This window comes from Comamonas testosteroni (assembly GCF_030505195.1).
Classification (GTDB): domain Bacteria; phylum Pseudomonadota; class Gammaproteobacteria; order Burkholderiales; family Burkholderiaceae_C; genus Comamonas; species Comamonas testosteroni_G.
Genome location: NZ_CP129672.1, coordinates 728,255 through 751,366 on the forward strand (window position 1 = coordinate 728,255; position 23,112 = coordinate 751,366).

24 protein-coding genes and 1 tRNA gene are annotated in these 23,112 nt (G+C 61.4%); 16 read left to right on the forward strand and 9 right to left on the reverse strand.

Annotation, left to right across the window (positions count from 1 at the left end; translation table 11 throughout):
• Window positions 1-55: 55 nt before the first annotated feature.
• The 10 genes from QYQ99_RS03250 (at window position 56) to QYQ99_RS03295 (ending at window position 7,988) form a co-directional block, all read left to right on the forward strand.
• Window positions 56-1,852: a DNA cytosine methyltransferase gene (locus tag QYQ99_RS03250; RefSeq protein ID WP_302091406.1), complete on the forward strand. Its 1,797-nt coding sequence runs from the start codon at window positions 56-58 to the stop codon at window positions 1,850-1,852.
• 407 nt (window positions 1,853-2,259) lie between these two features.
• Complete coding sequence (locus tag QYQ99_RS03255; protein WP_302091407.1) at window positions 2,260-3,666, forward strand: hypothetical protein; 1,407 nt, start codon at window positions 2,260-2,262, stop codon at window positions 3,664-3,666.
• Complete coding sequence (locus tag QYQ99_RS03260; protein WP_302091408.1) at window positions 3,663-4,181, forward strand: class I SAM-dependent methyltransferase; 519 nt, start codon at window positions 3,663-3,665, stop codon at window positions 4,179-4,181. Before QYQ99_RS03255 ends, QYQ99_RS03260 begins: the two co-directional genes overlap by 4 nt.
• Window positions 4,181-4,765 (forward strand): hypothetical protein, encoded by a 585-nt coding sequence (locus QYQ99_RS03265; protein WP_302091409.1) that lies wholly within the window; start codon window positions 4,181-4,183, stop codon window positions 4,763-4,765. The genes QYQ99_RS03260 and QYQ99_RS03265 overlap by 1 nt, the downstream gene beginning before the upstream one ends.
• Window positions 4,766-4,857: 92 nt before the next feature.
• A complete protein-coding gene (locus tag QYQ99_RS03270) occupies window positions 4,858-5,826 on the forward strand; it encodes a phage Gp37/Gp68 family protein (protein ID WP_302091410.1) in 969 nt (322 codons plus the stop codon).
• 45 nt (window positions 5,827-5,871) lie between these two features.
• Window positions 5,872-6,117, forward strand: a complete 246-nt coding sequence (locus QYQ99_RS03275) for a hypothetical protein (protein WP_302091411.1) — start codon at window positions 5,872-5,874, stop codon at window positions 6,115-6,117.
• 65 nt (window positions 6,118-6,182) lie between these two features.
• Window positions 6,183-6,962 carry a hypothetical protein gene (locus tag QYQ99_RS03280; RefSeq protein WP_302091412.1) on the forward strand — a complete coding sequence of 260 codons (780 nt, stop codon included), beginning with the start codon at window positions 6,183-6,185 and terminating at the stop codon, window positions 6,960-6,962.
• Between the two features lie 308 nt (window positions 6,963-7,270).
• On the forward strand, window positions 7,271-7,495 hold the full coding sequence (locus tag QYQ99_RS03285; RefSeq protein WP_302091413.1) for a hypothetical protein: 225 nt from the start codon (window positions 7,271-7,273) through the stop codon (window positions 7,493-7,495).
• A complete protein-coding gene (locus tag QYQ99_RS03290; RefSeq protein ID WP_302091414.1) occupies window positions 7,492-7,722 on the forward strand; it encodes a hypothetical protein in 231 nt (76 codons plus the stop codon). Before QYQ99_RS03285 ends, QYQ99_RS03290 begins: the two co-directional genes overlap by 4 nt.
• A 14-nt stretch (window positions 7,723-7,736) precedes the next feature.
• Window positions 7,737-7,988 (forward strand): helix-turn-helix domain-containing protein, encoded by a 252-nt coding sequence (locus QYQ99_RS03295; RefSeq protein WP_080554151.1) that lies wholly within the window; start codon window positions 7,737-7,739, stop codon window positions 7,986-7,988.
• Here the strand turns inward: QYQ99_RS03295 and QYQ99_RS03300 are convergent.
• From QYQ99_RS03300 to QYQ99_RS03335, 8 genes are all read right to left on the reverse strand, one after another.
• On the reverse strand, window positions 7,936-9,060 hold the full coding sequence (locus tag QYQ99_RS03300) for a site-specific integrase (protein ID WP_302091415.1): 1,125 nt from the start codon (window positions 9,058-9,060) through the stop codon (window positions 7,936-7,938). The genes QYQ99_RS03295 and QYQ99_RS03300 overlap by 53 nt on opposite strands.
• 160 nt (window positions 9,061-9,220) lie before the next feature.
• A tRNA-Val gene (locus QYQ99_RS03305) sits at window positions 9,221-9,296 on the reverse strand.
• A gap of 14 nt (window positions 9,297-9,310) precedes the next feature.
• Complete coding sequence (locus QYQ99_RS03310; protein WP_003056615.1) at window positions 9,311-9,583, reverse strand: HU family DNA-binding protein; 273 nt, start codon at window positions 9,581-9,583, stop codon at window positions 9,311-9,313.
• Between the two features lie 407 nt (window positions 9,584-9,990).
• The gene (pgsA, locus tag QYQ99_RS03315) at window positions 9,991-10,554 is read right to left on the reverse strand and encodes a CDP-diacylglycerol--glycerol-3-phosphate 3-phosphatidyltransferase (protein WP_003066269.1); all 564 of its coding nucleotides are present in this window, start codon (window positions 10,552-10,554) and stop codon (window positions 9,991-9,993) included.
• Window positions 10,555-10,614: 60 nt separating this feature from the next.
• Window positions 10,615-12,567, reverse strand: coding sequence for an excinuclease ABC subunit UvrC (gene uvrC / locus QYQ99_RS03320; RefSeq protein ID WP_302091416.1), 1,953 nt, complete (start codon window positions 12,565-12,567; stop codon window positions 10,615-10,617).
• A 205-nt stretch (window positions 12,568-12,772) separates the two neighbouring features.
• Entirely contained in the window at window positions 12,773-13,759 is a 987-nt protein-coding gene (locus tag QYQ99_RS03325; protein WP_302091417.1) for a Bug family tripartite tricarboxylate transporter substrate binding protein, read from the reverse strand.
• A gap of 164 nt (window positions 13,760-13,923) precedes the next feature.
• A complete protein-coding gene (locus tag QYQ99_RS03330; RefSeq protein WP_302091418.1) occupies window positions 13,924-14,904 on the reverse strand; it encodes a hydroxymethylglutaryl-CoA lyase in 981 nt (326 codons plus the stop codon).
• A complete protein-coding gene (locus QYQ99_RS03335; protein ID WP_302091419.1) occupies window positions 14,901-16,133 on the reverse strand; it encodes a CaiB/BaiF CoA transferase family protein in 1,233 nt (410 codons plus the stop codon). The genes QYQ99_RS03330 and QYQ99_RS03335 overlap by 4 nt, the downstream gene beginning before the upstream one ends.
• 175 nt (window positions 16,134-16,308) lie before the next feature.
• Here QYQ99_RS03335 and QYQ99_RS03340 point away from each other — a divergent pair, with 175 nt between their 5' ends.
• The 6 genes from QYQ99_RS03340 to QYQ99_RS03365 all read left to right on the forward strand — a co-directional run bounded on the left by QYQ99_RS03340 (window position 16,309) and on the right by QYQ99_RS03365 (window position 21,752).
• Complete coding sequence (locus tag QYQ99_RS03340; protein ID WP_302091420.1) at window positions 16,309-17,223, forward strand: LysR family transcriptional regulator; 915 nt, start codon at window positions 16,309-16,311, stop codon at window positions 17,221-17,223.
• A gap of 4 nt (window positions 17,224-17,227) precedes the next feature.
• On the forward strand, window positions 17,228-18,349 hold the full coding sequence (gene earP, locus QYQ99_RS03345; protein WP_302091421.1) for an elongation factor P maturation arginine rhamnosyltransferase EarP: 1,122 nt from the start codon (window positions 17,228-17,230) through the stop codon (window positions 18,347-18,349).
• A gap of 194 nt (window positions 18,350-18,543) precedes the next feature.
• Entirely contained in the window at window positions 18,544-19,098 is a 555-nt protein-coding gene (gene efp, locus QYQ99_RS03350; protein WP_003056627.1) for an elongation factor P, read from the forward strand.
• A gap of 173 nt (window positions 19,099-19,271) precedes the next feature.
• A complete protein-coding gene (gene aat / locus QYQ99_RS03355) occupies window positions 19,272-20,021 on the forward strand; it encodes a leucyl/phenylalanyl-tRNA--protein transferase (RefSeq protein WP_302091422.1) in 750 nt (249 codons plus the stop codon).
• A gap of 28 nt (window positions 20,022-20,049) precedes the next feature.
• A complete protein-coding gene (locus QYQ99_RS03360) occupies window positions 20,050-20,820 on the forward strand; it encodes an arginyltransferase (RefSeq protein WP_302091423.1) in 771 nt (256 codons plus the stop codon).
• A gap of 98 nt (window positions 20,821-20,918) precedes the next feature.
• Complete coding sequence (locus tag QYQ99_RS03365) at window positions 20,919-21,752, forward strand: IclR family transcriptional regulator (RefSeq protein WP_302091424.1); 834 nt, start codon at window positions 20,919-20,921, stop codon at window positions 21,750-21,752.
• A gap of 110 nt (window positions 21,753-21,862) precedes the next feature.
• On the opposite strand, the gene pbpG is transcribed toward QYQ99_RS03365, so the two are convergent.
• On the reverse strand, window positions 21,863-23,077 hold the full coding sequence (pbpG, locus tag QYQ99_RS03370; protein ID WP_302091425.1) for a D-alanyl-D-alanine endopeptidase: 1,215 nt from the start codon (window positions 23,075-23,077) through the stop codon (window positions 21,863-21,865).
• Window positions 23,078-23,112: the final 35 nt, after the last annotated feature.

Genomic DNA, 23,112 nt, shown 5'->3' on the forward strand with positions numbered 1-23,112 from the left:
TGCATCAATGAATCACAGCCCGCCACTGAGCGGGCTTTTTGCTTTCTGGAGCCCTATGCTTACCCCTCAATTTGTGCTGGCCCTGGCTGCCAAGCTGGTCATTGACTTGTTTGCCGGTGGCGGTGGAGCCAGCACAGGCATTGAGCAGGCCATCGGCCGCCCGGTTGATGATGCGATCAACCATGATGCCGACGCCATCGGCATGCATACAGTCAATCACCCTCAGACGCGCCACCATCGCGCAGACATCCGTGAAGTTTGCCCGCGCACTGTCACAGGCGGCCGGCCGGTGGGCCTGCTGCACGCTTCGCCGGACTGCACGCATCACAGCCAGGCACTCGGCGGGCAGCCTCGCTCGACCGAGATCCGGTCTCTTGCTTGGATTGTGGTTCGCTGGGCTGGGGTCACCAAGCCCGATGTAATCACGCTGGAGAATGTCGAGCAGATGCTGCAATGGTCGCGTCTGATCGCCAAGCGCGACCCAGCTACAGGCCGAGTAATCACGCTGGACAAGATCAAGGACGCCAAAGGCAAAACGACCTACCGCGTGGCAGATCCGGGCGAGCGTGTTCCGCGTCATAACCAGTTTCTCGTGCCCGACAAGAAGCAACTGGGAAAGACCTGGAATCGCTTTGTGCAGAGTCTCCGGGATCTAGGCTACAAGGTGGAATGGCGCGTGATCTGCAATGCAGACCTTGGCTGCCACAGCACCCGGACCAGGCTCTACATGATCGCCCGCCGCGACGGTCTGCCCATCGTCTGGCCCGAGAAGACCCATGCCAAGAAGCCCGTAGGCGCGCTCAAGCCGCATGCGCCTGCCGCTGATTGCATCGACTGGAGCATTCCCGGTACCAGCATATTCGGCCGCAAGAAGGATCTGGCCGAGGCCACGATGCGCCGCATTGCCCATGGCATGCAAAAGTATGTGATCGGCAGTAAGGATCCATTCATCGCCCCTGCTGCAGCAAACGCGGCCTTCATTACCAAATTCAACACCGGCTCTGTCGGCGTGGATCTGCGCGAGCCCGTGCCCACGGTGACGGCTGGCGGCAACCCGGTCCGACCCGGTACCGGCACAACGATAGGCCTGATTGCTGCCTCGTTGGTTCAGATGGGCTACGGCGAGCGAGAAGGCCAAGAGCCGCGCGCTCTGGATCTGCGGCAGGCTTTGGGTACCGTGGTTGCTGGCGGCAACAAGTTCGCAACGGCTTCAGCCTACCTTGTACAAGCGGGACATGGTGAGGGCACCGGCGCGACAAAGCGCCGCAGCCACGGCACCAACGACATCAGGGGACCCATCGGCACGATCACTGCCAGCGGTGGGGGCCAGAGTCTTGCGACTGCCTTCATGGTTCAGGCTAATGGCGGGTTCAACACCACGCCGGCAAGGGATCTGCGAGAAGGCATGTCCACGGTCACGACGAGCGGCAGCCAGCAGCAGCTGATTACCGCCAAGCTGGAGCAGCAGAGCCTGAGCCCCGAGCATGAGGCAGGCGCCCTGCGATGCGCTGCATTCCTGATGCGGTACCACGGCAGCGGCGGGCAATGGGCAGACTTGCGCGATCCGATGACGACGGTAACCACGCATGACCGCCTGGCACTGGTGACCGTCTGGCTCAAGGGCGAGCCCTGGGTAATCGTAGACATCACGCTGCGCATGCTGGTGCCGCGCGAGCTTTACAACGCTCAGGACTTCCCACCGGACTACATCATCGACCGCACGGCCGCAGGCAAGCCCTTGACGAAAACAGCCCAAGTGAAGATGGCAGGCAACAGTGTTAGCCCCCTACCCATGCGAAAAATCGTCAGCCTCAACTACAGCGAAGCAGGCCAGCTCCGAAAAGTCGCCTGACCACCAACACCCCAGCCCGCAGCCGCGGGCTTTTCTCATTCTGGGAGCCACTATGCGATTCATTCCGCGCTTTCTACGCCGCAAACCTCAAGAGCAGAAGCCCGCACCTCGCTACTCCAGCGGCGCTGCCCCCTCACCCGCTCCTGCGAACGACGTGAGCAACCCGCTGCACCCACTGAGCCCGTTCAACGCTAGCAGCCCGTTGATGAGCTCTCTGTATCACGCACACCATGCCGCGCCCTCTCCATCTCCTGCGCCGTCACCAAGCCCATCCCATGACTGGGGCTCCTGTGGTGGTAGCAGCGCCAGCAGTTCAAGTTGGGACTCAGGGAGCTCTAGTTGTTCCAGTGATTCCAGCAGCAGCTCAAGCAGCTATGACTAAACAGCAGACTCTGGGAGCCACCCACATGCAGAACATCGTCACTCTGGGCGAGATCAATGACGCCCTGAAAATCGCTGCAGTCACCGCAGCACAGCTCGCAGATATGGGATTCGCCGCCCTAGCGAACAAGCCCATATGCGAAGGCCTGCCGCCCGAAGAGTCGCGCCGCCTGCGCAATGCAAAGCTGTACCCGGCTGAATCCATCGGCCAGATCCGCGTAGCCCTTGCACAGCGCTTTGCAGAGCCCGCAACCGCAGCCGATGTCCCAGCCTCTGGAGCAGCTGCGCTGAGCGAATACCTGAAAACCTGCGAGCAGCACGCGATCGTGCCGGATGTCGGCGGTGCGTTTGCCTCGGCATTCGCAGCTGGCCTCAACCTTGCTGCGTCCCAGGCAGCGCAGCCAGAAGCGACAGCAGCCATAAAGACACTGCAGAACCTTGGGTACACATATCACGGCGCCGAGCTGTGGAAGCCACCTATCGGCAAGGTTCCTGATTTCGACCTGATCGACAGCCTGCGCAATCGCATCTCAGAGTTGGAGGCTTCCCAGGCAGCGCCCGCAGCCGTGGCAGTGCCTGATGAGCGCGCGGCGTTTGAGCGCGAACTGATCGACAACCATCACTACGTCCCCTCTGACTTCTCCTTTAAAGACGGGTTCTATGGGGGAGACGATGACTACATCCAGTTTGGCTGGGATGTGTGGAAAGCCCGAGCCGCGCTTGCCGCCACCCCGGCAGCCAACTCGGTGGAATTACACCAAATTAAAACTGCCGCGCCAGTGGTGCTGCCTGAGCCTGATGCAGCCATCAGCGAAATTATGGAGCTGGTAGAGAAGGCATCCGTCCAAAGGGCCTCGATGGCAGTCCTGATTTATACGGAACAACCGAAGGAGTTTTCGGACAAAGCCGCCGCTCAAGAGCGGGACACTGTGAAGTTGATCAAAACCAAGCTGCGCGCCCTGCTGGCTGGAGCATCTGCACCGGCGGCGCAGGCTGAGCCTGTAGCGTGGCTTTACACGCACAAGCTGGGGAGCGTCCAAGCATTTACCACTGAGCCACCGCCAGGGCTGAAAGCACAGTGCCAGCCGCTCTACACAACACCCCAGGCGCAGGCAGACGCGCGGGATGCGGGAATCACATGGCCCAAGGCGCGCGATGTGGGTCGTTTTGATGACATGAGCCCCGGCGACTCCATCCGCGTGGGCCTAGACAACGACAACGACGTATACGTGAGCGTCTGCGGCGGCGGAGGGGTGGGCTCTGTGGAGTTCTGCAATCCGGGCGGCGGTGGCGGCGGTAAATCGAGCCGTACTCGCCTGGCGCTGCTGGCTTTGATGGTAGCCATGGAGGCCGACAACGCCGAAGACCCTTCCCGAGACTGGTGGGCTCGGAGCGCCGCCCAGGCAGCCCAGCAGGGAGGTGACAAGCAATGAGCATTCCCGCAGTTCTCGACGCCTGCTGCGGCAGCCGAATGATGTGGTTCGACAAGCAAGACGCTCGCGCCATGTTCGTTGACCAGCGCAGCGAAACCATCACCGTGACTGATAACTCTCGGGGCAATGCATCTGGCCAGCGCGTTCTGCGAGTCGAACCTGACTTCCTCATGGACTTTCGCGCTCTGACCTTTCCTGATGGTGCATTCAAGCTTGTGGCCTTCGATCCGCCCCACCTCGTCCATGCCGGGCCGCGCTCGTGGCTGGCAGCCAAGTACGGAAAGCTGGGGACAGACTGGCGTGAAGACTTGCGCCAAGGATTTGCCGAGTGCTTCCGCGTGTTGGAGCCGGGAGGCACCTTGGTGTTCAAGTGGAACGAAACGCAAGTCAAGGTGAAGGAAGTTTTGGCGCTCACGCCGGAAAAGCCATTGTTCGGGCAAGTTAGCGGGCGCTCAGGAATGACGCACTGGCTCGTCTTTATGAAGGCAGCCCAGCAGACACAAGGGGGCGAGTGATGTTCTTCGACCTGCCCTCAGACAAAACGTGTATCCATCCGGGGCACAACCCGCCGACAGGCCTCTACATCCCGCCAGGAAAGGGATACCGCCATGTCTGCCCCGGCTGCAAGACGGTCAAAGCCGTCATCCCTACGGACTACTCGCTCGCACGGCGCGCACCCGTTGAGCAGTCGACGGTTCAGGGCTGGAAGCTGGTTCCCATTGAGCCGACAGAAGCCCAGCTTGCAACTGTTCGCAGCCAGAAAAGCCATCCGTGTGCACCAGATCGCTGGGACTCAAACAACCGGCGTATCTACATGCGAATGCTGGCCGCAGCGCCAACACCACCAGGGCAGGAGTCCCAACCCCTGACAGATGGCGAAATCATTGCCGCGCAAGAGGCTCTTATCGAGGCCAAAGATGCGCGTTACCGATCGCGCATTGGTTTGCAGTGTATGCACTGCAAGAAAGGCACGTATCGCGCTGATGGAAACGGGTACTACGACTTTCACCGTTGCGACCAGTGCCGTTATGTGCCCATGTGGAACGCAGACGGCACGGAATTCGGCATTCAGGAGAAGCCAAATGGCCCGTCCATCTAAACGAGAGATACGCCGCGCTCGCCAAGAGAAGCAGCAAAACCGCAACCCCGAGCCCCGCCACTGAGCGGGGTTCTTCATTTCTGGAGGGCCGCATGGCCGAAAACACCAAGATAGAGTGGACAGACCACACGTTTAACCCCTGGGAAGGCTGCCAGAAGGTGGGCCCGGGCTGCGACCACTGCTATGCCGAGACGCGCAACGCGCGCTATGCCGGTGGTCAGGCCATCAACTGGGGGCCAGGCGCGCCGCGCCGCCGCACCAGCGCCAGCAACTGGAACAAGCCTCTGGCCTGGAACGCGAACCACGAGGCATTCTTTGCTGAGCACGGCCGTCGGCAGCGCGTCTTCTGCGCCTCCCTAGCCGATGTGTTCGACAACCAGGTGCCTGCCGAGTGGCGCGATGACCTCGCAACGCTCATTTTGGACACGCCAAATCTCGACTGGCTACTGCTGACAAAACGAATTGGCAACGCCGGGACCATGCTGGGTGAAATGTTTCTCGATGGCACACCACCGAATGTGCGGATCGGTGCATCCATCGTGAACCAGCCCGAGGCTGACCGCGATATTTCAAAGCTACTAGCACTGGGCCTGCCCAACTTCCTGAGCATGGAGCCTTTGCTCGGGCCGGTGGACTTGGAGCGCGCCTGCGACTTGGCCGAAGAGCAAGTCTGCAAGGGAACATGGAAAGAAATGGCTGACCCGCTCAAATGCGCTGCTGCCCTTCGCCGTGGAAGCGTGGCGCTGCTGGACTGGGTAATCGTCGGCGGTGAGTCCGGGCCTGGCGCGCGCCCGATGCACCCCGACTGGGCGCGCGCGCTGCGCGATCAGTGCCAGGCGGCAGGCGTGCCATTCTTGTTCAAGCAGTGGGGCGAATGGGCACCGGCCCAGTTGGAGCGCTCCCCGTCTGGCGACAAGCTGGTAATCAAAGGCGCTGCCCCATTCACTGACAAACCAGAGTGGCACACCTTTGCAGACGGCCAGGAAATGGCCCGAATCGGCAAGAAGGCTGCAGGCCGCCTGCTCGACGGCCGCACCTGGGACGAGTTCCCACAGACCTGACAACCAGCCCCGCCACCGTGCGGGGTTCTTTTTTGGAGCGCCGCAATGCAGCAGTCTCTGACATTCAACGGAATCCCCGTTTTCTCTCACCCGCTGGCCGAGCGTGTTTCTCACCACTGGGAAGTCAAGAAGCACCCCACAAAGAAGCGCCGCCGCTCATGGCGGCCCGTGCGGATCGAAGAACGCACGCCCGTGGCCTACCAAACGCCCATGGGCATCTTCATGCACCCATCCCTCCTTGAAAAGCTCAAGCGCGAACTGGGCCAGTACACGACAGGAGCAACAACATGAGCAAAGAGAGTGCACTGCTTTCCGAATGGACTCACCAAGGCCTCTGCAACGACCTCGAAAGCCACTTGCGCGGCAACACCGACCGGATGGTTTTCCAGAACATCACCATGGGCCAGTTCCACGGCGGCAGGCCCGATGTTTTCACGGTCATGAAATCTTTTGCGAATTTCCGCGCCGACACTTACGAAATCAAGGTTTCGCGCTCTGATTTTCTGAGCGACGTAACAAGCGGGAAGTGGCGCAAGTATCTGGACCATTCGCACGCTGTCTGGTTCGCAGTCCCTGAAGGAATGATCAAGCCCAGCGAATTGCCAGATGGCACCGGATTGACTGTGCGCAGCAGCAAGGGCTGGCGGTCGGTGCGCAAGCCGAAGCCACAGGCGATGGACACCCTGCCGCGTGATGCGTGGCTGCGCCTGGTGATGGATCTGCACCCCATAGGGTTCAACGGAGAGCCCAAGACTCCCCGAGCGGCGCCCAGCGCCTACAAGCTGGAAAAGATTGCGCGCCAGCGCATGGGCGAAGAACTGGCCGCGCTGATCGCCAAACCAGAGGAATACAGGGAGCGCGTGGAGCGCGCCCGACTTCTAGCCGACAGCGAATTGGCCAGCATGAAGGCCCGCAAGGAGGAAATGATGGCCGAGGTCAATGCAAAGCATGCCGAGCTCATTTCAATCCTTGGCCTGCCGCCCGGTGCATCGACCTATGTCATCAGTTCCGCGATACGCCATTTGCGCGACGTAATCGACATGCGCGAGCTTCAGGAGGCAAAGGACAACCTGGACCGGCTCATGAAAAAGATCCTGGAGCGCATGCCTGAGAAGGCGGAAGCGCAAAAGCCGTGAAGGCCAGCGCCAGCACCGTGGGCCTTCCAGAAGACAAAGCCTACATCTCCCACCACTTCAAGTGCGCTACCTGCATAGCCGCTGGGGCCGCGCCGGGAAAGCAGGCGCGCTGCACCGATGGCCAGCAACTCTGGGATGCCTATCTCAAAGCCTTTGAGGCTCACACACGTCAAAACTCAAAAGGAGCAAAGCCATGCAAATGAGCCTTTTCGCAGTGCTCAAGGCCTGCCTCGTTACCTGCCCACATGACGTGGCGGCCGGAGGGTTCACAAGGCAATTCGTGCAACGAGTCTTGGGGAGCCAATGCCATGAGATTTCCTAGCAACTGCATCGTCTCTGCGCTGGTGGCCTGGCTGCTCAGCCCCGCTCATACACGAATCCGCTTCATACGCACATCGACACGACGCTGGCATTGCATCTGGGTACAGAACGGCCAGCGCTACGAGTTCTATGCACCCGGTCGCAGCAAGCTGCCTTATTGGCGCAACCTGGTCTATCTGGGCTGCATACGCCAGATCGGAGGACCAGCATGAATCAACCACGACTCTCTCCTGCCATGCGGACCATGCTGCACAACGCAATCCACGGCCGCCCGCTGGCCACCAGCCTGACCCGCAACAGCATCAGCATCAAAGGCAGCAGCACGCTACACGCCCTGCATCGCGCCGGAATGTTGGCAGGCACTGACCACCAACCGACCCAGGCCGGCCGAGCCTACTTCGCACTCCCTGAAAAACAGAAAGCCCCGAGAGGGGCTTAACTTTTGATAGCACTATGACTAAAGCCACAAACAATTTCACCTGCTCCGTCACAGAAGCGGCCGAGATTCTTCAGGTGCATAGTTCCACCATTGAAAAACTCATTGCCGGCGGCGTGCTGCCCGCCGGCCGCATTGGTCGCGCCTACGTGATGCGAACCAGTGATGTGCACCGCTATGCAGAAAAAGTCATCCTGGACCAGACTTCAGAGCGGCTTACCAAAGGTCATCGGCCAAGGTCGATCCGCGCAAGTTTGCGTATCGCATGAGCATTCTGTGGCTCTTGTGGCCAGTAATTTTCATGATCTGCGTCTCGCTGAGCTTGGTGCGCTCAAACAGGCGACTCGTCGCCTCGTGGCGCAGGTCATGGAAGAGCAGCCCAGCCGCTCCGGCTTGCTCAAAAATATCCACGAAAAGGCGCGACAAGAAATCTGTCGTGTCATTCAGCTTCTTCGCTGACTCCTCCCCCTTCAGGAAGGGGAACACCAAGTCAGCAGGGTCGGCATCACTTGGCTGGAACGCGCGCAGTTCCGCTAGTGCCACGGACGACAGCGGGACTTGCCGCTTGTCCCCGTTTTTGGTCTTGTCCAGGAAAACTGTCTTTTGCGGCAGATCCACCTGGCTCCAGCGCAGCGTATACATTTCGCGCATCCGCATTGCAGTCTCCACTGCCAGCACTGTGATGCACTTCAACGCCACTTTGTCCCGCCGCCCCTCAAGCACGAGGGGCCGCTGTGTGCGGGGCAGCACTCCCGTGGCGATCACCCCCAAGATCTTTTCCCACTCTCCCGGCTCAAGCCGTCGGTCCCGTTCACTGTCTTTTCGCAGCACGCCGGCCACGGCCGCGTCAGCCTTGGTGTATTGGGCATAGCCACTCGGCAGCGAACGAAGTGCGTGGTCAGGCATCGTGAGGAAGCCTTTGCGCATGCCCCAGTCCGTGGCGCGAGCGAGTGCGCCGACCTTCGCATGAATCGTAGTGGGCGCTACCTTATCAATGCGCTTCATCTTGGCGATCCATTGATCGACCCAAGCCGCATTGATTTCAGTCAAGCGCACCGTGCCGAGGACCGGCAGGATGGTTTTCAGCGACGCAATATCTTTGGGCGAGGGATGGGCCTCGCGCTCGTAATCGCCAACGAGGTCAGCGATGGTCAAAACCTGCTCTGTCTGTTGGTGCTCAAGAGGAACGATGCCGCGCGCCAGCAACGCCTCCAACTTGGCCGCATATTCATCGCCTTCCGCCTCTGTGGAAAACGTGAGATACAGCGGCTTGTCCAGTACACCCTTCCTCTTGAAGATGTACTGCCACGATCCATTTGCGAACTGCTTCTTGCCTGCCATCTAGCCTCCCGAAAAGGAGCGCCATACTAATCCCTGCAGAGTTGGTAGACAACGATTTTCGGTTGGTAGAGGCGGCTTGTGGCGGCTATTTGGGTTGGTAGAGAGGGCAAAGAAAAAGGGCTTAGATTTCTCTAAGCCCTTGATTTCTTTAGTTTTTTAGTGGTGGGTCCTGACGGTCTCGAACCGCCGACCTACTCCGTGTAAAGGAGCCGCTCTACCAACTGAGCTAAGGACCCACTAAAACTGGTTGTCAGTTCAGAGCATCTTTCAATGCTTTGCCCGGACGGAATTTAGGCACCTTGGCCGCTTTGATCTTGATGGAATCGCCGGTGCGGGGATTACGACCGGTGCGAGCTGCACGCTTGCCAACAGCAAATGTGCCAAAACCAACAAGCGATACTGTACCACCTTTTTTCAGTGTTTTCTTCACTGCGTCGATGGTGGAGTCCAGTGCACGCGCAGCTGCGGCCTTGGAAATATCGGCGTTGTTAGCGATGTGCTCAATCAGTTCGGTTTTATTCACAAGATGCCTCTCGAGAAATAAGTGAATGGAATGTCTCTGCAAACGCAAGTCTTGCGCAGCAAGAAACCAGTCGCGATGAAGACGGAAGCCAGCCTATCAGTTTTTTCGTATGGGCAAGCCCATTTTTACCTGAAGCCGCTGACATTTTTGACGCCAACTCGCGCTGCGCATTCCAGCGACAGAACCAGATTCTATGCGGTTTTTGAGCGGGTTCGGCCCTCCCAAGCGGCTTTTTTCAAGCTTCTTCCGTGTCGGCTTCACCGATTGACAACAATTGACAAAATCTGCAGTCAGATCAAGTCATGCGAGGTGCCGCCGCAGAATCTTTTTGCGGTTTCGAAAGCGGCCCACCAAATAGCAAAAAGCGCTTGATGAACAAGCGCTTTCAAAGAGATTCGTGGCGGATTTCAGAGCCTGGCACGAATTTCGGGCAATGCCTTTTGCAGGTAGTAGACCATGGACCAGACGGTCAGCACCGCTGCAATCCAGATCAACCACTGCCCCCAGACGCCGGTATCGATCACTCCAAACGCCACTCCGTCATAGAGCAAAAAGGGGATGGCCACCATCTGGGCCATGGTCTTGGCCTTGCCGATCATGTGCACGGCCACGCTCTTGCTGGCACCGATCTGAGCCATCCATTCACGCAGTGCCGAGATGGCGATCTCGCGGCCGATGATGATCAGCGCCACGAACACATCGGCGCGTTGCAGATGAACCAGCACCAGCAGCGATGCACAGACCAGGAATTTGTCGGCAACGGGATCCAGAAAAGCACCGAATGCCGACGTCTGATTGAGCTTGCGCGCCAGATAGCCGTCAAACCAGTCGGTTGCGGCGAACACAATGAACATCACGGTGGCGATGAGATTGCGGGTCGCCTGATCCAGCGGCGCGTAAAACACCCCCACGATGAGCGGAATCGCCACGATCCGCGTAAGGGTCAGCACAGTAGGGATGGTGAAGAACATGGGTGTCATTGTGTCACGAGCACGCAGCGCCAGCGCAGATTCGCGCTCGCGCAGCCTGCATCAATGCAGTGCCTTGTAGATTTCTTCGGCCAGCGTTGCGGAAATGCCCTCCACGGTCATCAGATCGTCCACGCTGGCATCGGCCACGCCGCGCACACCGCCAAAGCGCTGCAGCAATCGCGCCCGCTTCTTGGGCCCCACGCCGGCAATGTCTTCCAGGCTGCTGCTGCCCGTGCGCACCTTGGCGCGGGCCGCGCGCATGCCGGTGATGGCGAAACGGTGAGCCTCGTCGCGGATCTGCGCCACCAGCATCAGCGCCGCCGAGTCATGGCCCAGGTAGACCTTGTCGCGCCCATCGGCAAACACCAGCTCTTCGAGGCCGACCTTGCGGCCCTCGCCTTTTTCCACGCCCACGATGCGCGACAGATCGAGGCCCAGTTCCGTGAACACTTCGCGCGCCATGCTGACCTGGCCCTTGCCGCCGTCGACCAGCACCAGATCGGGCAGATGCGGCTGCTTGCCGCTCAGCTCGGCGCCGCCCGCCTCGCGCTGCGCCTCGGCCACGGGCTTGTAGCGGCGCGTGAGCACCTGGCGCATGGCCGCATAGTCGTCGCCGCCGGTGATGCCTTCGATATTGAAGCGGCGGTAATCGCTGCTCTGCATCTTGTGGTGATGAAACACCACGCAGGAGGCCTTGGTGCTTTCGCCGCTGGTGTGCGAGATATCGAAGCATTCGATGGTCAGCTCGTCGAGATTCTCGACCGGCAGGTCCAGCGCCTCGGCCAGCGCACGCGTGCGCGCCTGTTGCGAGCCTTCTTCGGCCAGCAGCCGGGCCAGCTGGATGTCGGCATTTTTCTGCGCCATCTCCAGCCAGATGCGGCGCTGCTCGCGCGGCTGCTGGACCACGGTGATGCGCACGCCGCTCTGCTCGGTCAGCAGCTCCACCAGTCGCTTTTCCACGGGGTGGCTGACGATGAGCGTGGGCGGCACCGCCACGCCGACATAGTGCTGGGAGATAAAGGCCTCCAGCACCAGCTCCTCCACGGCTCGCGCTTCGGCTGCAGCGTCCACCTCTTCCTCGCTGGAGTAGACCGACGCGGCATCGCCCAGATTCGCCGGGAAGTAAGGCCTGTCGCCCAGGTGGCGGCCGCCGCGCACCATGGCCAGGTTCACGCAGGCACGGCCGCCCTGCACACGCACGGCCAGGATGTCCACATCCTTGTCGTCCGTGGTTTCGATCGCCTGCTGGTGCAGCACGCGCGACAGCGCCGTGAGCTGGTTGCGCACCTCGGCCGCCTGCTCGAACTCCAGCCTGTCGGAATGCGCCATCATGCGCGCTTCGAGCTGCTGCAGCAGCTCGCTGGTTTCGCCGCGCAGCATGGCCTCGGCGTTGCGCACATCCAGCGCATAGGCCTCGGGCGATATCAGATCCACGCAGGGGCCGGTGCAGCGCTTGATCTGATAGAGCAGACAGGGGCGGCTGCGGTTGGCAAACACCGTGTCCTCGCAGGTGCGCAGCCGGAAGACTTTCTGCAGCAGCTGAATGCTCTCCTTGACCGCCCAGGCACTGGGATAGGGGCCGAAGTAGCGATGCTTCTTGTCCACGGCGCCGCGGTAGTAGGCAATGCGCGGAAACTCCTGGAACGCAGGTTCGCCCTCCTTGCCGTCACGGTGGGCCACGCCGGTGATCTTGAGATAGGGATAGCTTTTGTCGTCCCTGAACAGGATGTTGTACTTGGGGTACAGCGTCTTGATGAGGTTGTTTTCCAGCAGCAGCGCCTCGGCTTCGGAGCGCACCACCGTGGTCTCCAGCCGCACGATCTTGCTGACCATATGGCCTATGCGCGTGCCGCCATGGTCTTTTTGAAAGTAGCTGGAAACGCGACGCTTGAGGTTGATGGCCTTGCCCACGTAGAGCAGGACTCCGGCAGCATCGAAATAGCGATAGACGCCGGGCAACGGCGGCAGCGCGGCCACCTGGGCCAGCAGTTCGGCGGAATGCGTGGAAGACATGGGCGCTATTGTCTGCGCATGTGGACCAATCCGGCAGCAAGCGGTGCAAACCGGCCAGCGGCTACAAAGCGTCAATAAAGAGAGCTACTAGCGCTTGTTGAGATTTAATTTCAGATAGTTTTATATCTGAAACCTTTATATAACAAGCGCTAGTAGCTCCTTTTTTAGAATCAATGGATTCGAGACAATCCCTGCGCCCTGCCGCTTACTCGGCTTCGATCCTGGACGACTTCACCACCTGCGCCCAGTTGGCATATTCGGTCTTGACCATGGCCGCCAGTTGCTGCGGGCTCATATAGTCTGCCGTGGCGCCCTGCTCTTCGGCCTTTTTCTTGAAGGCGGGGTCCTGCACCACTTTCTTGATGTCGGCCGTCAGCTTGTCGATCACGGGCTGCGGCGTGGCCTTGGGCGCAAACACGGCAAACCAGGAGGTGGCGTTCACGCCCGGGTAGCCGGCTTCCGCCGTGGTGGGCACATTGGGCAGGCTGGGCAGGCGCTGCTTGCCCGTCACGGCCAGCACGCGCAGCTTGCCGCTTTGCACATGGGGCATGAAGGGAGGCGCGGTGCCGAAGGTCAGGTCCACCTGGCCGCCCAGCAGGTCCTGCAGCGCCGGCCCCGTGCCCTTGTAGGGCACGTGCACCATCTTCACGCCGGCCTGCTGCTCCAGCATGGCACCCGTCACATGCTGCAGCGAGCCGTTGCCCGACGAGGCGTAGTTGAGCTTGCCGGGGTTGGCCTTGGTGTAGCTCACCAGCTCGGCCAGCGTCTTCACCGGCAGCTCGGAGCGCACCACGATGATCTGCGGCGCCGACAACACATTGGCCACGGGGGCAAAGTCGCCTTGCTCCCAGCTTCTGGCCTTGGTCAGATGCGGGGAGATGACGTGGTAGCCCGAGTACTGCATCAGCAGCGTGTAGCCGTCGGCATCGGCACGCTTGACCAGATTGGCGGCGATGGCGCCGTTGCCGCCGCCCTTGTTGTCCACCACCACCGATTGTCCGATCACCGGCGCCAGCGCCTGTGCGGCCATGCGGCCGGCCAGATCGGTGGTGCCACCTGCGGCTGCGGGCACGATCATCAGCACGGTTTTGCTGGGATAGCTGCCTTGGGCCATGGCCGGGGCGCTGGCAAGGCCGACCGCGGCAGCGGCCGTCGCAAGCATGAAATGAAGGCGTTGACGTTGAACAGTCATGTTTGTCTCCTGATTGGAATGGGGACTTGCGCAGACAAGGGTGTACAGCGGGCATCTGTATTGGCCAGACACCATGCCTGGTCCGAATTTGCGCAAGCCGTGGGGCGGTAAACCGCACCAGCTCCTTCCCCCGAAAGAGCCGATGCAGCGGGGCGAAAACCGTCTCAGGCCCTGGCCTGGGCGCGTTCCTTGATCTCGGCAAAATCCGCGGGCGGCTGGTGCAGATCCCAGCGCGCTCCGGCCTTGACGATCTGGCTGGGCGTCTCGTGGCCTATCAGTGCCGGCAGGCTGCGAGCAGCCGCCACGATGCGGGCCAGGTCTGTGCCGGTGTCATAGCCCATAAGCTGCAGCGCGTGCACGATCTCTTCGGTGCAGGCATTGCCCGAGGCACCTGGCGCATAGGGGCAGCCGCCCAGACCGCCAATCGAGGCGTCAAAGCGATCCGCACCCGCAGCAATGGAGGCCAGCACATTGGCCAGCGCCATGCCGCGCGTATTGTGGAAATGCAGGGTCAGCCCCAGCTGCTGCCAGCGCGACTTGAAGGCCAGGACCATGGAATGCACCTGGCTGGGATAGGCCATGCCCGTGGTGTCGCACAGCGTGATGCCCTGCACGCCCAGATCGGCAAAGCGCTGCACCCAGGCCAGCACTTCGGCCTCGGCCACATCGCCCTCCATGGGGCAGCCAAAGCAGCAGGAGAGCGACACGTTGACGGGCGTTGCCGCCTGCTGCGCCGTGGCGATCACCTGCCTGAGTGCCTCGAAGGACTGGCTGCGCTGCATGCGCAGATTGCAGAGGTTGTGCGTCTCGCTGACCGACATCACCAGATTGAGCTCGTCGGTCTGCGCCTCGATCGCACGCTCCGCGCCGCGCACATTGGGCACCAAAGCCGTGTAGACCGTGCCCGGCCAGCGTGCGATCTCGCGCATCACGATCTCGCCGTCGCGCAGGGCCGGGATGGCCTTGGGCGAGACAAAGGCCGTGACCTCGATCTTGGACAGACCCGCCTCGGACAGCGCGTTGACCAGCGCGATCTTGTCCTCGGTGGGCACAAAGGCCTGCTCCATCTGCAGACCGTCGCGCGTGCCCACTTCGTTCATGAAAATGCGGCGACCCGCACCATTCCAGACATTTGGCGTGCTCATTGGATGATGCCTTTCTCGCGCAGCTGGGCGACCTGCTCGGCGCTCAGACCTATCTCGGCCAGCACGGCATCGGTGTCGTCGCCCACATGGGGGGCGCTGCTGCGCACCGTGCCCGGCGTCAGCGAAAGCTTGGGCACCACGCCAGGCACCTGCAGCTCGAAACCATCGCGGGTGCGCTGGGTCAGAATCATCTCGCGTGCCTGGTAATGCGGATCCTCGGCAATATCCTTGGCCGTGTAGACCTTGCCGGCCGGCACGCGTGCTGCGCCCAGCTCGTCCATCACCGTCTGCACGCTGCGCGCCTGCGTCCAGGCGCCAATCGCGGCATCGATCTCGGCCACGCGCTGTACGCGGCCCGCGTTGTCTGCCAGATCGGGCGCATCGGCCAGATCCTGGCGGCCGATGGCCGCCATGAGCCTCTTGAAGATGGAGTCGCCATTGCCCGCCACCAGCACCCAGCCATCCTGGCAAGGGTAGGCATTCGAGGGCGCAATGCCCGGCAGCGCACTGCCGGCGGCCTCGCGCACGGCGCCAAAGGCGCTGTACTCGGGAATCAGACTTTCCATGATGTTGAACACGGCCTCATGCAGGGCCACGTCGATCACCTGGCCGGGGCCGCCGTTCACCTTGCGGTGGTACAGAGCCATCATCACGCCGATCACGCCGTGCAGGGCGGCCAGCGTATCGCCGATCGACACGCCCACGCGCACCGGCACCCGGCCCGGCTCGGCCGTCAGGTGGCGCAGCCCGCCCATGGCCTCGCCGATCACGCCAAAGCCCGGCAAATCGCGATAGGGGCCGGTCTGGCCATAGCCCGAAATGCGCAGGATCACCAGACCGGGGTTGATGGCATGCAGCTGCTCGGGCGACATGCCCCAGCCTTCCAGCGTACCGGGACGGAAGTTCTCGACCAGCACATCGGCTTCGGCAATCAGCTGACGCGCCACGGCCTGCGCCTCCTGCTGGCGCAGATCGAGAGCGACGGAGCGCTTGTTGCGCGACTGCACTTGCCACCAGACGGAGGTGCCTTCCTTGATCAAGCGCCAGTTGCGCAGCGGATCGCCCGCACCGGGCGCCTCGATCTTGATGACATCGGCACCAAACTCGCCCAGGGTCTTGCCGCAGAAGGGGCCGGCAATCAGCTGGCCCATTTCCACCACTTTCACGCCCTCCAGCGCGCGCGGCGTGGCAGTCTGTGTGGCGGGGTCTTGGATATTCATCGTCGTCATGCGTTTGTCTCTTGTTGGTCTCTTGCTACCTGTCTTGCTGTGCCGCTTTGCGTTGACCAGCACCAGGCAAGGCGGCTTTTCAAGCATATTGCCCTTGAAGAGCAGTCCTGCAAAACGCTGAAATGCGAAGCTGCCATCGCATTTGGGCATAGCCAGGCGGGATAATGCATGCCTCATGAAACTGGACCCGATCACCCTGCGCCTGTTTGTGGCCGTGATGGAAGAAAACGCCATCGCGCGTGCCGCTGCACGCGAGCACATCGCCCCCTCGGCCGCCAGCCGGCGTCTGGCCGAGCTGGAGGATCAGCTGCAGCTTGAGCTGTTCACACGCAGCAACCGGGGCAGCCAGCCCACGGCCGCCGCCTACGCCCTGCTGAACATGGCGCGCGGCGTGCTCAACGAGCTGGACGGCATCGCCACGCAGATGAAGGACTATGCCCAGGGCGGCGAGCAAGGCCTGCGCGGTCATGTGCGCGTGATGGCCAATATTTCCAGCATCACCCAGTTTCTGCCCGCCCAGCTGCAAAGCTTTCTGAGCCGGCACCCGCTGGTGGACGTGCGGCTGCAGGAGCGCGTGAGCACCGACATCGCGCGCGCCGTGGCCGACAACGAAGCCGACATCGGCCTGCTCAACAACGGCAGCTACGGCAGCAAGATCAGCCTGCGCCCCTATCGCCGGGACAGGCTGGCCGTGGTCATGCCCCAATCCCATCCGCTGGCCGGCGAGCACAGGCTGCGCCTGGAGCAGGTCATCGAGCATGATCTGATCGGCATGCATGCCGACAGCGCGCTCAACCATCTCATCACCCGCTCTGCCGCCGATCTGGGCCTGCAGCCGCGCCTGCGCATGAAGGTGACGGGCTATGACGCCCTGTGCCTGATGGTGGCCGCCGGCCTGGGCGTGGGCATTCTTCCCGAGGGCAGCGCCCATATCTACATGGGCGCCCTGCCCTTGCGCTGCATCCGCCTGGACGAAGCCTGGGCCGAGCGCCAACTCATGCTCTGCGTACGCTCCCAGGACGCACTCTCGCCCGTCGCACAACTGCTGGTCGAGCACCTGTGCCAGAGCGCCTCAACCGATAAAGACTGAACCCATGCCCGAATTCGCACCGTTGCCAGCCCCCGGCCAAGCGCCACAGCACCCATCACTGAGCTGGGACATCTTCTGCCAGGTCATAGACAACTTTGGCGACGTGGGGGTGTGCTGGCGCACGGCCGCAGAACTGGCCGCACGCGGCCAGCGGGTACGCCTGTGGATGGACGATGCCAGCGCCCTGCAATGGATGGCCCCTCAGCCCTGGCCGCCGGGCCTGAGCGTGCATGCCTGGCCCGCGCAAGCGGCCGACCTGCCGGCATCGGTTGGCGACGTGGTCATCGAGGCCTTCGGCTGCGAGATTCCCGCAGCATTTGTGAGCGCCATTGCTGACAAGGCATCGAAGAGCAAGCCCCCGCTCTGGATCAATCTCGAATACCTCTCGGCAGAAGACTATGTGGAGCGCTGCCATCGCCTGCCCTCACGCATCATGAGCGGCCCCGCCTCCGGGCTGACACGCTGGTTCTTCTACCCTGGCTTTACGGCGTCAACCGGCTCGCTGGTACGCGAGCAGAACCTGGCGCAGCGCCAGCAGGCCTTCGCGGCCCAACGCGACTCATGGCGCCGCGCGCAAGGCATTCAGCATGACGAATGTGCCGTCTCGCTGTTTTGCTACGAGCCTGCCGCCCTGCCCCAGTTGCTCGCACAGCTCTCGGACAAGCAGGCGCTCAACGCGAGACTGCTGGTGACCCCGGGAAGGGCCACGACTGCCGTGCAGGCTCTGCCTGAAGCGCAGCAGATGCAGCCGGTCTATCTGCAAGCCCGCCCTCAGGCCCGGTTCGACGAAATGCTCTGGGCCTGCGACCTGAATCTGGTGCGTGGCGAGGATTCCCTGGTACGTGCGCTCTGGGCCGGCCAGCCCATGGTCTGGCAGATCTACCCCCAGCATGACAACGCCCACCACGACAAGCTGAACGCTTTTCTGGACTGGCTCCAGGCCCCGGACAGCCTCAGGCGCTTTCACCACACCTGGAATGGCATGACCGCACCGCAAACATTGCCTTTGCTCAACCGGAAAATGTTGGACGAATGGGCCTGCTGCATCAGGGCTGCACGCGCCAGATTGATGGAGCAAACCGAACTGATTGAGCAGCTTCAAGCTTTTTTCGCCGAAAAAAGCTAAAATCCACGTTTTGCCTCTCTGAGGGCAGTCGCAGCCGGTATGCCGAGCGATCTTGCTTTCGGGGTCGCGCCCCGCCGCGGTACATGCGGCAGGCCCCGCCGCCGCACCTTTGATGCGTTGCTTTCTCCAGCGACCATTGCGAACAGCTTGCCTGCCGTGTAGAGCGGCTCCAACCTTTCAAACGCAAGCAAGCCATGAAAATCGCTCAAGAAATCCGCGCAGGCAATGTGATCATGTTCGGCAAGGACCCCATGATCGTTCTGAAGACCGAATACGCTCGTGGCGGCCGTGGCGCAGCTACCGTGCGCATGAAGCTCAAGAGCCTGATCGGCAACTTCGGCACGGAAAACGTGTTCAAGGCCGACGACAAGATCGACAACGTGATCCTGGACAAGAAGGATTGCACCTACTCCTACTTCGCCGACCCCATGTACGTGTGGATGGACGAAGAATTCAACCAGTACGAAGTCGAAGCCGAAAACATGGCTGACGCACTGAACTACCTGGAAGACGGTATGACTGCCGAAGTGGTGTTCTACGACGGCAAGGCCATCTCCGTCGAACTGCCCACCACCATCGTGCGCGAAATCACCTGGACCGAGCCCGCCGTCAAGGGCGACACCTCCGGCAAGGTTCTGAAGCCCGCCAAGATCGCTACCGGCTTCGAAGTGGCTGTGCCCCTGTTCGTGTCCCAGGAAGACAAGATCGAAATCGACACCCGCACCGGCGAATACCGCAAGCGCGTGTAATGTGGCGGCGGCAGCTGCCGCGGCTGCTCCCCCAAAAAAGGCTTCCTTCGAGAAGCCTTTTTTCATTCTCGACTCCGACAGCGGGATTACGCCAGCACCCGTCATCCGCCGCGACGCGCAAAACCGCTTCAGTCTGTGCAAGACTAAGGGCAGTCCATCCACTCCTACTGCCAATGACGCACTCCCTGCCCTGGCTGCAGCCCGAACAAGAATTCCCCCCCATCGATCAGACCTGGGGGGAACGGGATCCCATCCCCGGGCTGCTGGCCGCCGGCAATACGCTTGATGCAGCACGTCTTCGCACCGCGTACAGTCAAGGCATTTTCCCGTGGTTCAGCGAGGGACAGCCGGTGCTCTGGTGGTCTCCCAACCCGCGCATGGCCCTGCATCCCGACGAGTTTCGCCTGCACCGCAGCCTGCGCAAAAGACTGCAGAAATTTCGCAACGATCCGCGCTGTGAAATTCGCATCGACAGCGCTTTTGCCACGGTGATGCAGCATTGCGCCCAGACCCCTCGCGACGGACAGAACGGTACCTGGATTGTGCAGAGCATCGTCGATGCCTATACCGAGCTGCATGAGCAAGGCGCTGCACATAGCGTGGAAACCTGGATCGACGGCCAGCTGGTCGGCGGCCTCTATTGCGTGGCGCTTGGCAGAGCGGTGTTTGGCGAGTCCATGTTCGCCCTGCAAACCGATGCATCCAAGATCGCACTCTCGGCACTGGTTGCTCTGTGCCGGGCTCATCAGGTCGCGCAGATCGACTGCCAGCAGGCCACCGCACATCTGTCTTTCATGGGCGCTCGAGAAGTCACAAGAGCGCAGTTCGCCCGGACCGTTCAAGCCCAGGCCCAACTGCCCGATATGCAGTGGCAATTCAGCCCCATATACTGGGAGCACTTGCTAAGCCACAGTGAAGCTTGACGCACCGCATCTGCAGCCGAGTCCGATCATGACGCACCCGAACGACCTCCCGCTACATGCCCTGCAGTTCTATGCCACGGCAGCCTATCCCTGCAGCTACCTGCCGGGCCGACTGGCACGTTCTCAGGTCGCCACACCCAGTCACCTGATTCAGAACACCACCTATTCGGAACTGGTCACGCTGGGCTTCAGACGCAGCGGCATGTTCACCTATCGCCCCTATTGCGATGGCTGCAAGGCCTGCGTTCCCCTGCGCATCCTGGCCCAGGAGTTCCGCCCCAGCCGCAGCCAGCGGCGCGCTGCAAAACAGCATGGGCAACTTGTCGCCTCCATTCAGCGCCTGCACTACTCCGACGAGCACTACCAGCTCTACCTGCGCTACCAGCAGCACCGCCATAGCGGCGGCGGCATGGACAACGACAGCGTGGACCAGTACACGCAGTTTCTGCTGCAAAGCAGAGTCAACTCCCGATTGGTCGAGTTCCGCGAGCCGGGCGCAGACGGTCAGCCCGGCACACTCAAAATGCTCTCCATTCTGGACGTACTGGAGGACGGGCTGTCGGCGGTCTACACCTTCTACGATCCGGAAGACCACGCCAGCTACGGCACCTTCAATGTGCTGTGGCAAATCCAGCAAGCGAAAGCCATGAACCTGCCTTATGTCTATCTTGGTTACTGGATCTCCGAGAGCCAGAAGATGCGCTACAAGGCCAGCTTCTTGCCACATGAGATTCGCCAGGGCGAGCTATGGCAGCGCGCAGACAGGCAAAGCATTGTGCGCTCGCACATTGAAGAGTGACGTCACAAAAAGCAGCACATGGATATATGAGCGGATGATATGGCTGCACGGCTGCAGCACCGCTAGAATGCCCCCATCCCGCAAAGTATCTCCAACGCATGAAAAAAGACGACCTATCGGCCTCCGCAAAGCCCAGCGTCCAGGTTCTGGAACGCATGTTCACGTTGATCGACGTGCTGGCATCGCGTGAGGAAGCGGTTTCTTTGAAGGAGATCAGCGAACGCACGGGCCTGCATCCCTCGACCACGCACCGCATCCTCAATGATCTTGCAACGGGCCGCTTTGTGGATCGCCCCGAATCGGGCAGCTACCGCCTGGGCATGCGCTTTCTGGAACTGGGCAACCTGGTCAAGGCACGGCTGAATGTGCGTGAAGTGGCGCTGACGCCCATGCGCCAGCTCTACAAGCAGATTCAGCAACCCATCAGCCTGTCCGTGCGCCAGGGCGACGAGATTGTCTATGTGGAGCGCGCCTACAGCGAGCGCTCCGGCATGCAGGTGGTACGCGCCATTGGCGGCCATGCTCCTTTGCATCTGACCTCCAACGGCAAGCTGTTTCTGGCGGCCGATGACTCCCAGCAGGTGCGCGCCTACGCCATGCGCACCGGCCTGCCTGGCAAGACCCATTTCAGCATCACCCAGCTGGGTGATTTGGAACATGAGCTGGCCAAAGTGCGCCAATACGGTATTGCCCGCGACAACGAAGAGCTGGAATTGGGCGTGCGCTGCATGGCCGCCGGCATTTACGACGACCAGAGCAAGCTGATTGCAGGCCTGTCCATCTCTGCCCCGGCAGACCGGCTTGACGAGAGCTGGGCCCCCAGACTGCAGGCCACGGTGCAGGAGATTTCCGTGGCCCTGGGCTTCAGCGGCACACGCCCGGCTCCGGCTCAGGCCGCCCCCAATCCCTATAGCCGCAGCCAGCACAGTTAAATACTGGGGTGCCTCTCGCAATCTGCAAAGGGGCCTCAATGCCATTTCAGGTGTAGACCCCATAAAAAAGCGCTACCTGGGTAGCGCTTTTTGACTGGACCTTTACCTGCTTAGCCCCTGATACGGCTTGCAATCGTATTGCTGGCAGTGGGTCCCTTGCTTTCCATCCAGTGGCGCACACGCTCGGCATCTGCCAGACGGCTGAACTTGCCGGCAGAATCCAGGAACACCATGATCAGCTTGCGGCCGGCCACATGGGCTTGCATCACGAGGCAGCGTCCGGCTTCGGAGATATAGCCGGTCTTTTGCAGGCCGATATCCCAGTTGTCGCTCTTGACCAGGCGGTTGGTGTTGTTGAACTGCAGCGTGCGACGACCCACGGCCACTTCATAACCGGGCGATGTGGAGTACTCGCGCATCAGCGGATCCGCGTGGGCCACCGCCACCAGACGCGCCAGGTCACGCGCGCTGGACTGGTTGCTGCTGGACAGGCCGGTGGGCTCGACATAGCGCGTGTCCTTCATGCCCAGCTGCTGCGCCTTGGAGTTCATCAGCTGCACAAACTGCGCCAGACCGCCGGGATAAGTGCGTCCCAGGGCATGGGCAGCACGGTTCTCGCTGGACATCAGCGCCAGATGCATCATCTCGGCACGCGTCAAGGTGGTACCGACACGCAGGCGAGAGCTGCTGTGCTTTTCGGTATCCACATCGTCCTGCGTGATGGTGATCATCTCGTCCATGGGCAGACGGGCCTGAGAGATCAGCAGACCCGTCATCAGCTTGGTCAGCGAGGCGATGGGCAGCACTGCCTGATCGTTCTTGCTCAGCAGCACCTCATGTGTGTCCTGGTCAATCACATAAGCCACGCTGCTTTGCAGATCCAGGGGATCCGAGACGGAGTGAAGACCCGCCATCTGCCCATAGGACAGGCGTGCGGGCTCGACCGCCGTGGCAGCTGCTGCAGCCGCAACCGCAGCGCCAGCGGCTCCTGCCCTGGCCAGACGCTTCTTGCCGCCGCTCTTCTCGTCTCTTTCGGCCTTGGCTGCTAGAACAGTCTTGCCGCCCTTCTTGCTTGCAAGCTTGGCGTCCGCCTTTTCCGGCTTGCCTTTGGAGACCTTTGTGCTTTTTGGCTGCGCTGCAGCACGAACCTTGCCAGCCGGCTCCTTGGCCGCTTTCTTAGCCGAAGCCGCAGCAGCCACGGGCTTTTTGGAGTCTTTTTTGGGCGCCGCCGCATGCACTGCCGGAGCAGCCAGAGCGCAGCTCAACAGAGCCAAAGACACGACCTGAGTGAGTTTTGCAAGGCGAAATGGACGCAGCATCTGCATGCGATACTCCAGACAACAAGGTGTAAGGATTTAAT

Excerpts from the sequence above, each read along its gene's own strand:
- QYQ99_RS03250 (WP_302091406.1), top strand. The coding sequence starts at position 56 with ATGCTTACCCCTCAATTTGTGCTGGCCCTGGCTGCCAAGCTGGTCATT.
- QYQ99_RS03255 (WP_302091407.1), top strand. The coding sequence starts at position 2,260 with ATGCAGAACATCGTCACTCTGGGCGAGATCAATGACGCCCTGAAAATC.
- QYQ99_RS03260 (WP_302091408.1), top strand. The coding sequence starts at position 3,663 with ATGAGCATTCCCGCAGTTCTCGACGCCTGCTGCGGCAGCCGAATGATG.
- QYQ99_RS03265 (WP_302091409.1), top strand. The coding sequence starts at position 4,181 with ATGTTCTTCGACCTGCCCTCAGACAAAACGTGTATCCATCCGGGGCAC.
- QYQ99_RS03270 (WP_302091410.1), top strand. The coding sequence starts at position 4,858 with ATGGCCGAAAACACCAAGATAGAGTGGACAGACCACACGTTTAACCCC.
- QYQ99_RS03275 (WP_302091411.1), top strand. The coding sequence starts at position 5,872 with ATGCAGCAGTCTCTGACATTCAACGGAATCCCCGTTTTCTCTCACCCG.
- QYQ99_RS03285 (WP_302091413.1), top strand. The coding sequence starts at position 7,271 with ATGAGATTTCCTAGCAACTGCATCGTCTCTGCGCTGGTGGCCTGGCTG.
- QYQ99_RS03290 (WP_302091414.1), top strand. The coding sequence starts at position 7,492 with ATGAATCAACCACGACTCTCTCCTGCCATGCGGACCATGCTGCACAAC.
- QYQ99_RS03295 (WP_080554151.1), top strand. The coding sequence starts at position 7,737 with ATGACTAAAGCCACAAACAATTTCACCTGCTCCGTCACAGAAGCGGCC.
- QYQ99_RS03300 (WP_302091415.1), bottom strand. The coding sequence starts at position 9,060 with ATGGCAGGCAAGAAGCAGTTCGCAAATGGATCGTGGCAGTACATCTTC.
- pgsA (WP_003066269.1), bottom strand. The coding sequence starts at position 10,554 with ATGTTCTTCACCATCCCTACTGTGCTGACCCTTACGCGGATCGTGGCG.
- uvrC (WP_302091416.1), bottom strand. The coding sequence starts at position 12,567 with ATGTCTTCCACGCATTCCGCCGAACTGCTGGCCCAGGTGGCCGCGCTG.
- QYQ99_RS03325 (WP_302091417.1), bottom strand. The coding sequence starts at position 13,759 with ATGACTGTTCAACGTCAACGCCTTCATTTCATGCTTGCGACGGCCGCT.
- QYQ99_RS03330 (WP_302091418.1), bottom strand. The coding sequence starts at position 14,904 with ATGAGCACGCCAAATGTCTGGAATGGTGCGGGTCGCCGCATTTTCATG.
- QYQ99_RS03335 (WP_302091419.1), bottom strand. The coding sequence starts at position 16,133 with ATGACGACGATGAATATCCAAGACCCCGCCACACAGACTGCCACGCCG.
- QYQ99_RS03340 (WP_302091420.1), top strand. The coding sequence starts at position 16,309 with ATGAAACTGGACCCGATCACCCTGCGCCTGTTTGTGGCCGTGATGGAA.
- earP (WP_302091421.1), top strand. The coding sequence starts at position 17,228 with ATGCCCGAATTCGCACCGTTGCCAGCCCCCGGCCAAGCGCCACAGCAC.
- efp (WP_003056627.1), top strand. The coding sequence starts at position 18,544 with ATGAAAATCGCTCAAGAAATCCGCGCAGGCAATGTGATCATGTTCGGC.
- aat (WP_302091422.1), top strand. The coding sequence starts at position 19,272 with ATGACGCACTCCCTGCCCTGGCTGCAGCCCGAACAAGAATTCCCCCCC.
- QYQ99_RS03360 (WP_302091423.1), top strand. The coding sequence starts at position 20,050 with ATGACGCACCCGAACGACCTCCCGCTACATGCCCTGCAGTTCTATGCC.
- QYQ99_RS03365 (WP_302091424.1), top strand. The coding sequence starts at position 20,919 with ATGAAAAAAGACGACCTATCGGCCTCCGCAAAGCCCAGCGTCCAGGTT.
- pbpG (WP_302091425.1), bottom strand. The coding sequence starts at position 23,077 with ATGCAGATGCTGCGTCCATTTCGCCTTGCAAAACTCACTCAGGTCGTG.